This is a genomic window from Mycobacterium sp. E1747, assembly GCF_001667775.1.
Classification (GTDB): domain Bacteria; phylum Actinomycetota; class Actinomycetes; order Mycobacteriales; family Mycobacteriaceae; genus Mycobacterium.
In genome coordinates, this window is record NZ_LZJI01000059.1 from 14,521 (window position 1) to 28,895 (window position 14,375).

Annotated in this window: 12 protein-coding genes and 1 pseudogene; 9 read left to right on the forward strand and 4 right to left on the reverse strand. The window is 64.3% G+C overall.

Annotation, left to right across the window (positions count from 1 at the left end):
- Positions 1-2 precede the first annotated feature (2 nt).
- From A5695_RS06815 to A5695_RS06840, 7 genes and pseudogenes are all read left to right on the forward strand, one after another.
- Positions 3-791, forward strand: a complete 789-nt coding sequence (locus tag A5695_RS06815) for a TIGR03084 family metal-binding protein (RefSeq protein WP_068079363.1) — start codon at positions 3-5, stop codon at positions 789-791.
- Positions 788-2,551, forward strand: a complete 1,764-nt coding sequence (locus A5695_RS06820) for an acyclic terpene utilization AtuA family protein (RefSeq protein WP_068079365.1) — start codon at positions 788-790, stop codon at positions 2,549-2,551. The genes A5695_RS06815 and A5695_RS06820 overlap by 4 nt, the downstream gene beginning before the upstream one ends.
- The gene (locus A5695_RS06825) at positions 2,551-3,687 is read left to right on the forward strand and encodes an acyl-CoA dehydrogenase family protein (RefSeq protein WP_068079367.1); all 1,137 of its coding nucleotides are present in this window, start codon (positions 2,551-2,553) and stop codon (positions 3,685-3,687) included. Before A5695_RS06820 ends, A5695_RS06825 begins: the two co-directional genes overlap by 1 nt.
- A gap of 27 nt (positions 3,688-3,714) precedes the next feature.
- Positions 3,715-4,015: pseudogene (locus tag A5695_RS27305) on the forward strand (LLM class flavin-dependent oxidoreductase); the annotation flags it as partial.
- A gap of 422 nt (positions 4,016-4,437) precedes the next feature.
- Positions 4,438-4,875: an MmpS family transport accessory protein gene (locus tag A5695_RS06830; RefSeq protein WP_068079369.1), complete on the forward strand. Its 438-nt coding sequence runs from the start codon at positions 4,438-4,440 to the stop codon at positions 4,873-4,875.
- Positions 4,872-7,739, forward strand: a complete 2,868-nt coding sequence (locus A5695_RS06835) for an RND family transporter (protein WP_068079371.1) — start codon at positions 4,872-4,874, stop codon at positions 7,737-7,739. The genes A5695_RS06830 and A5695_RS06835 overlap by 4 nt, the downstream gene beginning before the upstream one ends.
- A 62-nt stretch (positions 7,740-7,801) precedes the next feature.
- Positions 7,802-8,425, forward strand: coding sequence for a TetR/AcrR family transcriptional regulator (locus A5695_RS06840; protein WP_068079373.1), 624 nt, complete (start codon positions 7,802-7,804; stop codon positions 8,423-8,425).
- 83 nt (positions 8,426-8,508) lie between these two features.
- Here the strand turns inward: A5695_RS06840 and A5695_RS06845 are convergent, their stop codons facing one another.
- The 4 genes from A5695_RS06845 to A5695_RS06860 form a co-directional block, all read right to left on the reverse strand.
- On the reverse strand, positions 8,509-9,300 hold the full coding sequence (locus A5695_RS06845) for an alpha/beta hydrolase (RefSeq protein ID WP_068079375.1): 792 nt from the start codon (positions 9,298-9,300) through the stop codon (positions 8,509-8,511).
- Positions 9,301-9,617: 317 nt separating this feature from the next.
- Complete coding sequence (locus A5695_RS06850) at positions 9,618-10,442, reverse strand: hypothetical protein (protein WP_068079377.1); 825 nt, start codon at positions 10,440-10,442, stop codon at positions 9,618-9,620.
- Entirely contained in the window at positions 10,439-11,038 is a 600-nt protein-coding gene (locus A5695_RS06855) for a TetR/AcrR family transcriptional regulator (RefSeq protein WP_068079379.1), read from the reverse strand. Before A5695_RS06855 ends, A5695_RS06850 begins: the two co-directional genes overlap by 4 nt.
- Positions 11,039-11,082: 44 nt before the next feature.
- Positions 11,083-11,640 (reverse strand): TetR/AcrR family transcriptional regulator, encoded by a 558-nt coding sequence (locus A5695_RS06860; RefSeq protein WP_068079389.1) that lies wholly within the window; start codon positions 11,638-11,640, stop codon positions 11,083-11,085.
- Between the two features lie 185 nt (positions 11,641-11,825).
- Between A5695_RS06860 and A5695_RS06865 the strand changes: the two genes are divergently transcribed.
- Both A5695_RS06865 and A5695_RS06870 read left to right on the forward strand, forming a co-directional pair.
- Positions 11,826-13,049, forward strand: a complete 1,224-nt coding sequence (locus tag A5695_RS06865; protein ID WP_068079381.1) for a cytochrome P450 — start codon at positions 11,826-11,828, stop codon at positions 13,047-13,049.
- Positions 13,050-13,116: 67 nt separating this feature from the next.
- Positions 13,117-14,262: a M20/M25/M40 family metallo-hydrolase gene (locus A5695_RS06870; protein ID WP_068079383.1), complete on the forward strand. Its 1,146-nt coding sequence runs from the start codon at positions 13,117-13,119 to the stop codon at positions 14,260-14,262.
- The last annotated feature ends 113 nt before the right edge of the window (positions 14,263-14,375 follow it).

Below are 14,375 nucleotides of genomic sequence, written 5' to 3' on the forward strand. Positions count from 1 at the left end.
CCGTGAACGGCGAAACCTACCAGCGGCTGCTCAACGATCTGCACGACGAATCCGACCGCCTCGTCGAACACCTGTCCGGCCTGCGCAGCGACCAATGGCGCCTGGCCACTCCAGCTGCGGGCTGGACCGTGGCGGACCAAGCAACGCACTTGGCATTCTTCGACGGCGCGACCATGATGGCCCTACGTAGCCCCGACGAATTCCGCGCTTTCGCCGACTCCCTGATCGCCGGCGGCATGGATTTCCCCGACCGGATCGCCGAGACTCATCGGCTCCTCACACCGTCAGCTGTGCTGACCTGGCTCACCGGCGCCCGCGCCGAACTCGTGGACCTGCTGGCAAGTCAGGACCCGAAAACACGCCTGCCTTGGTTTGGACCCGATATGAGTGCCGCGTCGTGCGCCACAGCCCGACTGATGGAGACGTGGGCGCACGGACGCGACATCTACGACGCCCTCGGCGTCGACCCTCCGCCCAGCCGTGGCCTACGCAGCATCGCCCACCTGGGTGTGTCGACGTTCGCGTTCTCCCACATCGCCCACGGGCTCACCGTGCCCGATCAACCCGTTTACGTCGAACTGCGCTCGGACACCGGAGACCTGTGGAACTGGGGACCTTCCGACGCCGCTAACCACGTCCATGGGACCGCCGAAGATTTCGCGCTCGTCGTCACCCAGCGCCGCCACTGGACCGAGACCGCGCTGGCGGTTGAGGGGCCGGTGGCGACGCAGTGGCTCGACATCGCCCAGGCTTTCGCGGGCGCACCCACCCGTCGGGCGGTGCCGCGGTGAACCGCCCGGTGCGCATTGGCAACGCCTCAGCCTTCTATGGTGACCGGCTGGCCGCGATGCGCCAGCTCGTCGACACCACAGACCTCGACGTCATCACCGGCGACTACCTCGCCGAACTCACCATGCTCATCCTGTGGAAAGCCCGGAACAAAGACCCTGAGTCCGGGTATGCCCGCACCTTCCTGACCCAGTTCAAGCAGGTCGCCGCTACGTGCGCCCAACGCGGCATAAAGGTGGTTGTCAATGCCGGCGGCCTCAATCCCGCCGGCATGGCCGACGCGGTCCGCGCCATCATCGCCGACGCCGGTGTCGAGCTCGCTGTGGCCCACATCGAAGGTGATGACCTCAAGCCGCACCTGGCCCGGCTGCGAGCGGCCGGCGAGCGTTTCGTCAACCTCGACACCGGCGCGGAACCCGACGACACCAGGGCGCCATTCGTCTCGGCCAACGCCTACCTTGGCGGGTGGGGCATCGCCGCCGCTTTGTCACGCGGCGCCGACGTGGTTATCACCGGGCGTGTGACCGACGCGGCCCTCGTCGTCGGCGTTGGTGCGTGGTGGCACAGTTGGGATCGCCACGACTACAACGCGTTGGCGGGCGCTGTCGCCGCCGGGCACATCATCGAATGCGGCCCACAAGCGACCGGCGGCAACTATTCCCAACTCAGTGAAATCGCCGACCGCCGCTACCCGGGATCGCCCATCGTCGAGCTCGCTCACGACGGAAGCTTTGTCGTCGCCAAACCAGCCGGCAGCGGCGGGCTGGTGAGCCCGGGCACGGTCACTGCACAGCTGCTCTACGAGGTGGGCCCGCCCGAGTACGTCAACCCCGACGTCGTCGCGCACTTCGACACCCTGACGATCACGGCCGATGGCCCCGACCGGGTACGGGTTGCCGGCACCGAAGGCAGTTCACCGCCACCGCTACTGAAGGTGGCGATGAACTACATCGGCGGCTACCGCAACACCATGACAATGGTGTTGACTGGCCTCAATATCGAGGAGAAGGCCACGTGGGCCGTCGATGAACTCTTCGAGATCCTTGGTGGGCCAGATCGTTTCGATGATGTCGATGTCCAATTGCTGCGCTACGACAAACCAGATCCCCGCTCAGCGGTCGACGCCACCGCCCACCTGCGGGTAACAGTCAAAGACCGCGACCGTGCCACCGTCGACCGCAGCTTCTCCAATGCCGTCATCGAGCTCGCCGTCGCCGGTTACCCGGGCTTTCACACCACCAGCCCGCCCACTTCGGCGACCGAATTCGGAGTCTACTGGCCCACAGTGATACCGGCCCACCTGGTCGAGCAGGTCGTGGTCCACCACACCGGTGAGCGCGAAATCATCCCCCATACCACCGATGAGGGCGAACAGCCCGTTGCCCCGATGGGCGATTCGCCGCACAGCCACCACGTCGACTATGGGCCGACCACCCGCCGACCCCTGGGCGACGTAGTGGCCGCACGCTCGGGTGACAAAGGGGGCAACGCCAATGTCGGTCTATGGACCGACACCCCAGAACGGTGGGAGTGGCTGCGCAGCCACCTCACAGTGGCCCGATTTCGCGCGCTGGTTCCCGAATCGGCCGGACTGGCGGTGGACCGCTACGAGTTCCCCAACCTCAAAGCTCTCAACTTCGTCATTTACGGTTTCCTCGGTGAAGGGGTCGCGTCGTGCACCAAGACCGATCCCCAAGCCAAGGGTCTGGGCGAATACGTGCGCGCCCTGCACACCGACATTCCCGACAAGCTTGTGTCGTAATGGATTTCACCGAACCAGCAGAACACCGCGATCTGCGTGAGGCAGTCGGCACCCTGGCCGCCAAATACGGTCCTAGCTACTTCGCGGAACGCGCCGCCGCCCACCAGCCCACCACTGAACTATGGCAGGACCTGGCCCGTCATGGATTCATCGGTATCAACTTGCCCGAAGAATATGGGGGTGGCGGCGCCGGCATGACCGAGCTCGCGCTGGTGTGCGAGGAAACCGCCGCCCAGGGTTGCCCGTTGCTGCTGCTTCTGGTTTGCAGCGCCATCTCCGGTGAACTGCTCACTCGGTACGGCACCGATCAACAACGCCGGGAATGGTTGCCGCGCATCAGCTCCGGCGAAACGAAGGTAGTTTTCGCGATCACCGAACCCGACGCAGGATCCAACGCCCATCAGATCAGCACCACAGCGCTGCGTGATGGAACCGACTACCTGCTCAATGGCAGCAAGTACTACATCTCGGGTGTCGACGAAGCCGGCGCGCTGATCCTTGTCGCGCGCACCGGACCGGATCAACTGTCGCTGTTTCTGGTCCCAACCGACGCGGATGGTCTAGTCAAGTACCGGCTCCCGGTCGGCATCAACGTGCCCGAGAAGCAATACACCCTTCATCTCGACAACGTCCGACTACCGGAATCGGCGCTGATCGGCACCGAGCACGAGGGCTTTCGGCAGGTATTCGACGGGTTGAATCCCGAACGCATCACCGGCGCGGCCGTGTGCGTCGGGATCGGCCGGCACACCGTGGCCAAGGCCGCCGACTACGCGCGCAGCCGTACGGTGTGGGGCCCGCCCATCGGGACCTACCAAGGCATCGCGCATCCCCTCGCCGAGGCCAAGATTGCGGTCGACCAGGCCGCGATCATGACCGCCAAAGCTGCTTGGCTCTACGACCACGGCCAGCCTGCCGGAGAGGCTTCCAACATCGCCAAGTTCGCCGCCGCCGAGGCGGCGGTGACGGCTGCAGATCGCGCCATCCAAGTTCACGGTGGCAACGGGCTGTCGGCCGAATACGGTCTGATCCCGCAGTGGGGCCTGGCGCGGCTATTACGCATAGCCCCCGTTAGCCGGGAAATGATTCTCAATTACGTTGCCCAACACAGCCTTAACCTGCCACGCTCCTATTGAAGGCGGCGAACGCGGGATAGAAAACCGATGAAACTCGGACTGCAACTCGGATACTGGGGGCGCAACCGCCCAAGAACACCGCAGACCTTGTCAATGCCGCCGAGGACGCCGGTTTCGACGCGGTCTTCACGGCCCAAGCGTGGGGCTCGGACGCCTACACACCGCTGGCCTGGTGGGGATCACAAACACGCGACTGCGGCTGGGCACCTCGATAGCGCAACTCTCGGCGCGCACCCCCACCGCCTGTGCGATGGCCGCACTGACACTTGATCACCTCTGCGGCGGCCGGCACATCCTCGGACTTGGTGTCTCGGGGCCTCAAGTGCTGCCGTCATCCCGGATGAGCTCATCGATGACACCGCTATCGTCGCGGACCTCCGTCACGTTCGCCAGCACGTCGCCGCGTGGCAGGTATCCGGCGTCACAATGATGGTGGTTACGGCCCGCTCGCCCGAGCAGATCCGGGAACTCGCCGAGCCTCGCAGGTAGCACCAGGCGACGGCGATCGTGCTCACTCGGTGGGCCGGGTGACCGGGTGATGGGCTTGGTGGGCCGAAATGCTGGTTGAAGGGCCGCTTATGGGGTACTTCGAGCCTGCCGAGCGGTCCGGCGCCGAGTGCTGTACAGTCCTCCATGACCTCTTGACGGAACTTGAGTTCCGTCTACTTCTTGGGGTTGGCAGCGGCGTCTGGCGAGCACTGCCCCGTGCTGCCGTCGGTTGCGCGCTGAAGTGGAAGGGGGGAGGGGCGCATGCTCACCATCGTGCGAAGAGCGTGGATCCCGCTGCTTCTTGTCGTCGTCATCTCGCTGGGCGCATACGCAGTGGTCCGGATTCGTGACACATTTGGCACGAACGGCGCAGTGACGAGCGGCGAGGGCGGTGGCGACAACACGAAACCGTTCCATCCCAAGCACATCACGTATGAAATAACCGGTGCGCCAGACGGCTCCGTGAATGCCAACTATCTCGACGAGAACGGTCAGCCGCACCTCGTCGAAGCCGCACCGTTGCCGTGGTCGTTCACCATCGTGACTACGTTGCCGTCGATGTCGGCCAACATCGTCGCTCAGGCGAGTCCAGCTGTACATGACCTGCGCTGCCGGGTCATCGTCGACGACCAGGTTCGCGACGATCGCAGAACCACTGACTACCAACCCTTTATCTACTGCTTGGTGAAATCCGTATGAGTAACCCACACGCCCAGCCCCGACTCCCACTCATTCCCAGGCTCATTCGCGTCCTGTCGCTACCGATCACCCTCGGCTGGGTCTTCCTTGCAGTCGCCCTGGGTGCGCTCTCGCCTTCGCTTGACGAGGTTGCGTCCCAACACTCGGTACCGATGACTCCACGGGACGCGCCGGCTTTCAAATCGATGATGCACATCGGCGACAAGTTCAACGAATTTCATACCGACTCCACGGCGATGGTGGTGCTGGAAGGACAGCAGAAACTCGGGGACAGCGCGCACGACTTTTACAACCGCATCGTCAGCAAACTTAGAGACGACCGCCAGCACGTCCAGAACATCCAGGACTTCTGGGGTGATCCGCTGACCGCTGCCGGTTCGCAAAGCCCGGACGGCAAGGCCGCCTACGTGCAGGTGTTCCTCAACGGTGCCCAAGGGACCACCCCGAGTCACGAGTCGGTCGCCGCTGTGCGCAAGATCGTCGCCGACACGCCCGCACCGCCGGGCGTCAAGGCATATGTGGCCGGCAATACGGTGCTCAACGCCGATACCAGTGTGGTGGGCCATAAAAGCATGGCGACGATGGCGATGGTCTCCATCGCGGTCATCTTCGTGATGCTGCTGATGGTCTACCGATCGATCGTCACCACCATGCTGAGTCTCGTCGTGATCGGCATCGAACTCTTTGCCGCGCAAGGGGTTGCGGCCACCGCTGGTAACCTCAACATCATCGGACTGACGCCGTATGCCGTCAGCATGATCACCATGCTCAGCATCGCCGCAGGAACCGACTACGTGATCTTCCTGCTGGGCCGCTATCACGAAGCGCGATCTATCGGCCAAGACCGGGAGGAGGCCTTCTACACGGCCTATCACGGCGTCTCCCACGTCATTTTGGGCTCGGGCCTGACCATCGCGGGTGCCTGCATGTGCTTGACGGCAGCCCGGTTGCCGTATTTCCAAACCATGGGAATGCCGTGCGCGATAGCAATGTTGACCATCGTGTTGGCGGCACTGACCCTTGCGCCAGCCGCCTTGGCGGTCGGCTCACGGTTCGGCCTGTTCGATCCCAAACGTCCAATCGATGTGCGCGGTTGGCGCAAGGTGGGCACCACCGTGGTGCGCTGGCCCAAACCAATCATTGTGGTGACCGCGGCCATCGCCGTCATCGGGTTCATCAGCCTGCTGACCTACGTGCCTAACTACGACGACCAAAAATTCACGCCGGCAGACATGCCTGCGAACGCCGCGATGACGGCTGCCGAACGGCACTTCTCGCAGGCGCGAATGAATCCCGAACTGCTCATGGTCGAAGCCGACCATGATCTGCGCGACCCGGCGGACATGCTCGTCATCGACCGAATTGCCAAAAGTGTCTTTCATCTTCGCGGGATCGAGCGTGTACAAACGATCACCAGGCCGTTAGGTGCGCCGATCGAGCACAGCTCGATCCCGTTTCAGATCGCGATGCAGAACTCGGGCACGCTGCAGACGGCCAAGTTCATGAACGACACCACGGCCAACATGCTCGAGCAGGCCGACGAGCTCGGCAAAACCATCGCCGTCATGGAACACATGTACGGCGTCATGAAAGAACTCACCGCGACGACACACAGCATGGTCGGCCGCACGCATGAGATGGTGGACACCACCAACGAGTTGCGGGACCACATCGCCGATTTCGACGATTTCTTCCGGCCGATCAGGAGTTACTTCTATTGGGAGAGGCACTGTTTCGATATCCCGGTCTGCTGGTCGCTGCGATCTCTCTTCGATGCCCTTGACGGCATCGATGAAATCTCCGAGCAACTTTCGGGTCTCACGGTCGACCTCGACCATCTGGATCGGCTGATGCCGCAACTGCTGGCCGATTTCCCGAAGACCATCGACTCGATGAAGACGATGCGCAATTTCATGCTGTCCACGCACAGCACGATGGCCGGCATCCAAGCCCACCAGCAAGAAGGCGCCGAGGGCTCAACCCTGATGGGTCAGTACTTCGACGAAGCCAAGAACGACGACTCGTTCTATCTGCCGCCGGAAGTCTTCAAAAACCCTGACTTCAAACGCGGGCTGAAGATGTTCGTTTCACCCGACGGCACGGCCGTGCGGTTCATCATCACCCACCAGGGTGATCCGGCATCCGTAGAAGGAATCAAGCATGTTGCCGGCGTCAAAGATGCCGTCGCCGATGCCATCAAGGGAACCCCGTTGGAAAGCTCGAAGGTGTACCTGGCCGGGACCGCCTCGATGTACAGCGACATGCAAGAAGGCGTCATCATCGACCTCATGGTTGCCGGCATCTCCTGCTTGATCCTGATTTTCGCGATCATGCTGATCATCACCCGCAGCGTCGTCGCCGCGTTGGTCATCGTCGGCACGGTCGCGGCGTCACTGGGTACCGCATGCGGCCTGTCGGTGCTGATGTGGCAAGACCTCATCGGACTCGGCCTGCAATGGATCGTGCTGCCGCTATCGGTCGTCATCCTGCTGGCGGTGGGATCGGACTACAACCTGCTGCTCGTCTCGCGCCTCAAGGAAGAAATCCACGCCGGACTCAACACCGGAATCATCCGTGGCATGGGCGCATCCGGCCGCGTGGTCACCGCGGCCGGCCTGGTATTCGCCTTCACCATGGCCTCGATGATCGTCAGCCAACTGCGCGTGATCGGCGGAATTGGCACCACGATTGGATTGGGTCTACTGGTCGACACCCTCATCGTCCGGTCGTTCATGACGCCCTCGATCGCTGCTGCATTGGGGCATTGGTTCTGGTGGCCGATCAACACCATCCGCTTGACCAGGAAGAAAGGCCAAGAAGGGGAGTCACGCACGACGCCGGTTCCCCAACCCACCGCACCGTGAAACCCGCCGGCCGATCTGCCAAGCTGTCGACGACAACGTTTATCGCTGACAGGCCAGGACCCATGGCAGAACCCGAGTCGAAACTTCGCCAACGCACAGACGGGCGGCTAGACCGATCCCGCGATCCCGTGATCCTTGACGCCGCGCTGGCAGCGTTGGCCGAACACGGCTATGACGCGACAAACATGAACGACATTGCCGCACGGGCCGGCGTGGGCAAGGCCGCCATCTATCGGAGGTGGTCATCAAAAGCCGCCTTGATGACCGACGCCCTCGTCTACTGGCGACCCGACCTACTCAAGGATGACGCCCCTAATACGGGAAGCCTGGCCGGCGACCTCGACGCCATCGTCGAACGTGCCAAGCACAACGACGACTCCTTGATCACCAATGACCTGGTGCTGCGAGTCGCTCTGGAGGCGGCGCACGACCCCGAACTCGCTACAGCGCTTAACGACCTGATCCTCTTCAAAGGCAGTCGTGTGCTGTCGTCCGTTCTGGCGCAAGCTGCCGACCGCGGCGAAATCGACGCCACCCGCGACTGGTCGCTGGTCGCCGACGTCCTGACTGCGATGGCTCTGATGCGCGTGATCAGTGGACAGCCTGTCGACGTCGAATTTGTCCGCCAGGTCATCGATACCCTGATCCGCCCTGCTCTGCAGACTGCTGAAACACGGTGCCATTAACAGCCCTAATCAGGCCCGACACTAGGCTGGTCACCTGCAGTTCAAGGCGCGTTACCGAGGCGCTGGGTCAGCCGGCGCGCGGCCTAGTTCGGCGTGGTGACGAGGAGCCTGTTCTTTGTCAGCCACGCGTCGATGTGGCTCATGGTTATCGGCAGGGAAGCGCCCGAGAAGACCATGTGGTCGGAGTTGGGTATTTCGACGACGTCGGCGTGCCCATATTGGGCGGCGGTCTTGCGCAACACCCCGGTGGGCACGATCAAGTCGTATTCGCCACCGATCACCAACACGGGTGCGGTCACCGCGGCGGCATTCACGCGGGTCGCCTTGGAGAGCCTGAGGATCGCAAGGAGCATCTCGCATTGCGCTCGCCCGGAATCGCAGACCAGGCCTTTGTATAACTCGCGCGCGGTGTCCTCAGGTTGGGTGTTGGCCACCCATTGCCGGAATTGTTCGAACGGGGGAGGAGGCACCGGCTTGGCCCAGGCGCGAGAGCGCAGGAACCACGGCGCCGACATCCGCCTATTGGCCGGGGTCGAACCGCCGATACCGGCGGCGGGCGCGGGACATGCCGCTATCAACCCGATGTGGGGGGTGCGCGCGGCGACCAGTTGGGCAAGCAGGCCGCCCATTGAGTGGCCGACCAACAATGGTGGCGTTTCGAGCGAACCGACGAAGGCCACCAGGTCGTCGACGTAGTCCTGCAGGCGTAGGGACGCGACCTTGGTGGCGCCCTCGTGGATCGGTAATTCGTGATACCGCAGCGTCGGGGTGTGCGCGGTGTAACCGCGGTCCTGGAATGCGGCACTGGCGGCGGCCAGCTGTTCTCCGCGTGACCAGTTGCCGTGAATCAGGACCACGTGCCGCGTCTCAGACATACCGACGAGGATGGCACCGGAGACCGCCCTTTGCGGCGATTTGGCCGGGCCATCGGCAGACTCCAGCGTCCGCCGCCCTCGTCGTCGAGCACCAGCTCGGTCCGGTAAGCGAAGAATCCCGCCAGAAGGCGATCGGCACTATCGGTTGGCGGCCACGGGTGGCAGGCTCAACCCAGGAAGGGACTGAACAGAGTCCCAATGGAACAAGCTGAGGCCGGACTGCTACGGCTCAAGAAGCGGGCCATAGCTCGAGGTTTCCCCCACCTCAGTCCCTCCCACCAAACCCTCGGTCACCCGGCGGGGAGAACGAGCCGGTCCTAGGGATGAGCGACGAGATAGGTTTCGTTGCCCAGCCCGGCGGTGAGTTCGTCGGCGTCGAAGGGCCGGTCGAGTCGTGCGTGCAACGCCTTCGGATCGAGCAGCATGCTGATCTCGGCCGTTTGGCGGGCGAACATTCGTCCCACGAAGGGGTAGATGCGGCGCATGATCGCGCGCTCGCCCGCGGTGCAGCGCGAGGCGCAGTAGCCGACGTGGCCGATCTCGTCGGTGAGGATCTCGCGGTAGAGCAGTTCGATTCGCTCGGAGACTTCCGGTTCGTCGCCGAACAGCTCTATGCCGATGCGGCGGAGTTCGTCGAACATGATGCAGCCCGCCATCTCGCCGGCGCCCACGAACAGAAAGCTCAGCCGCTCCGGAAGGAACACACTGGTTTTGACGAACTGTCGTAACACGAATGGCGGGGGGACGACTTGGAAAGTCAGATCGAAGATGTCCAGCGCGTAGGCGAGCAGGCGGGTGTGATAGTGCTCCTCGAGTTCGAGGTAGACGTTTTCGGGCGGCAGATTCTCGTCGCTGTTGCGCCCATAGGTTTCGCCAAGCCCGACGCCGAACCGTTCCGCCTGATTCAGCTTGGCCGTCGCCAACAGGAACAGCATCTTGGGATCCAGTCCTGCCTCCGGTCGACGGCGGCGCAGGTTGCGCAGAAAGGTCTCTCGGTCGGCGGGGTGGGCCGACCGGACGGGATTGGCCTCGAGCTGGCCGAAGAACTGCTCGCGATTGGCCAGCCTCCTGTTGAGCAGGTCGGCCTCGCCGTCACGGCGGGCCAAGAATTCCCGGTAGCCCTCGATGCCTGTGCTTTTCATCGTTTCTCCATTCCCTTGACAATCGTTGTCACATAACGGCTTAACTGCGCCGAATCGTGGGTCCCGGTGGCCAGCAGCGCGAAGAGCCCGGTGAGAAAGAACGTCCCGAGTTCCGCGGCGTCGATGTCCGGACAGACCTGTCCAGCGGATTGGGCCCGGCCGATCACGCCGACCAGAAACTCGGCGACCGGGTGTTGCGCCAGCTCGTCTTCGTCGGGACGCGAGGAGGAGAAATGCAGACCGAGCATGTCGCGGAAAATGACTGCGCCCAACCGGCGTTCGGCGTCGAGCACCTGAGCGACGAGCCGCGACAGTGTCGACGTCAGATCGCCCTCGGCGTCGCCGAGTTCGCTGATGATGCGGGCCTCCTCGTTGCGTTCCAGCTCAACGAGAATGTGCTCCTTCGTCGGGAAGTGGAAGTAGAACGTTCCCCGCACCACGCCCGCCGCGGCGGCGATGGCGCTCACGTCGGCGGCGGCCAACCCGCGCTGCGCGATCTCGGCCAGCGCGGCGTCGAACAGGCGCGCCCGTGTCTCGAGCCGCCGCGCCTCCCGCGCGCCGGTCGGCGGCGCGGAGGACGTCCGCAATGTCCGCATGGCGGCACCCTACGTCCCTCACTGACGGGCGTCAATGACGATCGTCAGTGACTCGGGTGAGCGGCAAAACCCGGAGCCAGGAACCGCTGCAGGACCTGGTGCTCGATGCGGCTGTCCGGCAGGGGCCAATAGGCCAGCGACAACACCACGCGCACGATCCACTGGGCCGCTTGCGGGTCGTCGGTGATTCCGGTGAGCTCGGCCGCGAGGTGGCTGAGCACCGGCGAGAAATGCAGCTCGCTTAGATCCGGGGAATTGCCCGGGGTGAGCATCAGTCGCCGGAGCGGGTCCGACCTGATCTGTTCGAGGGCGACGGTCACAGCGGCGACGACCCGCTCGGAACCGCTGAGCCCGTCCACGGCGCGGCGAACCGTGTCAATGATCCCCCCGGCCAGGCGGATCAGCACCGCGTCCCTGATCTGGGCTTTGCCGCCCGCGTAGCGGTAGATGGTGGCCCGCGAACAGTGCACGCGCGCCGCCAGGGTGTCGATGTCGAAGGCGTCCAGCCCCTCGCGCACGATGAGTTGCGTCGCCGCCGCGTAGATGCGATCTGCCGCCGCTGCCCGGCGGTCGCCGCCAACGACCCAGTCGTCGCGAACCACGGTTGCCTCCTTGATTCGTCGAGCCCACATCATCTCAACGTTGAGACGAATTTCTCGATAAGTTTCAGTGTTGGCGCAGGTGGGTCCCCCGCGATGAGACGGTTCGGTTGACGCGCGCTTCGCTGGAATCCCAAGTTCGTCATCGCCGATTGACGGGACGGGTCTCCGCAGTTCAGCGTGGGGCAATGCCATCGAAAGACGGTGCCCTCGGCCTGGCGCTATTCGACGACGAGTTCATTCAGAACCCGTATCCGCTCTACGAACGGATGCACCAAACCGGACCTGTCCATCGCATCGGAGACTCCGGCTTCTACGCGGTGAGCAGTTGGGAAGCCGTCAACCAGGCGGTGACACGCTGTGCCGATTTCTCGTCGAACCTGACCGCGACCATGATGTATCGGCCCGAGGGCGGCGTTGCGGCCTTTCCGATGGGGGAACTCGGCGGCCCCACCCAGGTGCTGGCGACGGCCGACGAGCCGGCGCATGCCGTGCATCGAAAGGCACTGTTGCCGCAGCTTGCCGCCAAGCGCATCCGCGCGTTCGAACCGTTCATCGCCGACACCGCCGCCCACATTTGGAGCACCCATGCGCGGGACGGACGCATCGAATGGATGAGCGCGATGGCGAACCGGCTGCCCATGATGATCGTCGGCAGGATCATCGGTGTCCCCGACACCGACGTCGACAAGCTCATCGCCTGGGGTTACTCCGCGACCCAAGTGGTCGAAGGGCTGGTCACCCGGGATCAACTGGATGCGGCCGGCGTCGCGGTAATGGAGCTCGGCGGCTACATCACCGAACAGTTCGCGCGGGCCGCGAGTGACCGACAGGACAACCTGCTCGGCGATCTCGCCGCCGCGTGCGCCTGCGGTGATCTGGACGACCTGGCTGCGCTCGCAATGATGATTACGTTGTTCAGTGCCGGCGGTGAATCCACAGCATCCCTGATCGGTTCTGCTGCTTGGATTTTGGCGACACGGCCGGATATCCAGCGCCAGATCCGTGATCGGCCCGATGTGCTCGGTGGCTTCCTCGAAGAGGTGTTGCGCTACGAGCCGCCCTTTCGGGGCCACTACCGGCACGTCGTCCACGACACCGAGCTGTGCGGCGTTGAGTTGCCGGCGGGGTCGCGGCTGACCCTGCTGTGGGGCGCGGCGAATCGGGATCCGGCACACTTCGACGAACCAGGAGAGTTCCGACTGAACCGGCCCGCGGGGGGCAAAGGGCACCTCAGCTTCGGCAAGGGGATCCGCTTCTGCGTGGGAGCGGCTCTCGCACGGTTGGAGGCCAACATCGTCGTGGGCCGACTCCTCGAGAGAACCTCGAACGTCACGGCCGCCGAAGCAGGAAGGTGGCTGCCCAGCCTGCTGGTGCGGCGCCTCGAACGACTGGAACTCGACTACGAGTAGGCGCGATTGCCCGTAACGCGACGCGGGTACTGATCCTTGCGACAAGCCATGAACCGGAGAGGACCCAATGGCGCCGCGCGAGGACAGTTCCACCGACGAGTTGTTGCAGGAACTGCTGTGGGCCTACGGGCCGTGCGGCCAGGAAGCCGACGTCCGCGCCGTGTGTGCGCGCGAACTGCGGCCCGTCGTCGACGACCTGTGGACCGACGACGCCGGCAATCTGATCGGGTACATCGGTGCCCAGCCCCCGACCGACCAGGCCGGGCAAGGGCACCGTCACCGGGTGTCCTCGGCGGCCGAACCCGGCGTCGCGACGCGAGTCATGGCGCACATGGACGAGCTCTCCATGCTGGTCAAGCGGGTGGAGACGGACGGCACGCTGCACCTGACGCAGCTCGGAACGATGTACCCGGGCAACTTCGGCCTCGGACCGGTCGCCGTCCTCGGCGAGAACGAGACGCTGACCGCGGTCCTCACGCTGGGCTCGGAGCACACCACCCAGGAGAGCCAGCGGATCTGGCAGACCAAGCCCGACCAGGGCGACAAGGCGCTGGACTGGGACCACGTCTACGTCTTCACCGGCCGCAGCACCGACGAGTTAGCAGCCGCCGGGGTGCGCCCGGGCACCCGGGTGTGCGTCGACCGCAGCAAGAGGGCGCTGGTCGAGATCGGCGGCTACCTCGGCTGCTACTTCCTCGACGATCGCGCCGCGGTGGCCGCCCTGCTGCGCGCGGCCCGGCTGCTCCGCGAACGCGACCAACGCCCCGTCGACGACGTCTATTTGGTCTTCACCACCAACGAGGAGATCGGCGGGGTGGGGGGCTCCTACGCCAGCGCGTCGCTGCCGGGCACCCTGACCCTCGCGCTCGAGGTCGGCCCCACCGAGCGCGAGTACTACACCAAGGTCAGCGGGGGGCCGATCGTCGGCTATAGCGATGCGCAGTGCGTCTACGACAAGGACGTCGCCGACCGGCTGATGGGCATCGCCACTGACATGGGCCTGTCACCGCAGGCGGCCGTGCTGGGAGCCTTCGAATCCGACGCGTCGCATTCCAAGGCCAACGGCCTGACGCCGCGCGCCGGCCTGTTGTGCCTGCCCACGCTGAGCACCCACGGTTACGAGGTGATGCCGCGCCGCGCGATCGACGACATGGCGGCGATCATCGTCGAGTTCGTGATGCAACCCGGCGCGCACGCGCGCGACGAATCCTGATGCCGTCCCAAAATTTGCCTGAACATTGGCTAAGAGCAGCGTGGCGGCACCCGGCGCGCCGTCCCGACGACCATACGGTCGACGGATGAACCTTGACTACTACCTGCAGAAGG

Excerpts from the sequence above, each read along its gene's own strand:
- A5695_RS06870 (WP_068079383.1), top strand. The coding sequence starts at position 13,117 with ATGGCGCCGCGCGAGGACAGTTCCACCGACGAGTTGTTGCAGGAACTG.
- A5695_RS06865 (WP_068079381.1), top strand. The coding sequence starts at position 11,826 with ATGCCATCGAAAGACGGTGCCCTCGGCCTGGCGCTATTCGACGACGAG.
- A5695_RS06825 (WP_068079367.1), top strand. The coding sequence starts at position 2,551 with ATGGATTTCACCGAACCAGCAGAACACCGCGATCTGCGTGAGGCAGTC.
- A5695_RS06840 (WP_068079373.1), top strand. The coding sequence starts at position 7,802 with ATGGCAGAACCCGAGTCGAAACTTCGCCAACGCACAGACGGGCGGCTA.
- A5695_RS06835 (WP_068079371.1), top strand. The coding sequence starts at position 4,872 with ATGAGTAACCCACACGCCCAGCCCCGACTCCCACTCATTCCCAGGCTC.
- A5695_RS06855 (WP_068079379.1), bottom strand. The coding sequence starts at position 11,038 with ATGCGGACATTGCGGACGTCCTCCGCGCCGCCGACCGGCGCGCGGGAG.
- A5695_RS06845 (WP_068079375.1), bottom strand. The coding sequence starts at position 9,300 with ATGTCTGAGACGCGGCACGTGGTCCTGATTCACGGCAACTGGTCACGC.
- A5695_RS06830 (WP_068079369.1), top strand. The coding sequence starts at position 4,438 with ATGCTCACCATCGTGCGAAGAGCGTGGATCCCGCTGCTTCTTGTCGTC.
- A5695_RS06850 (WP_068079377.1), bottom strand. The coding sequence starts at position 10,442 with ATGAAAAGCACAGGCATCGAGGGCTACCGGGAATTCTTGGCCCGCCGT.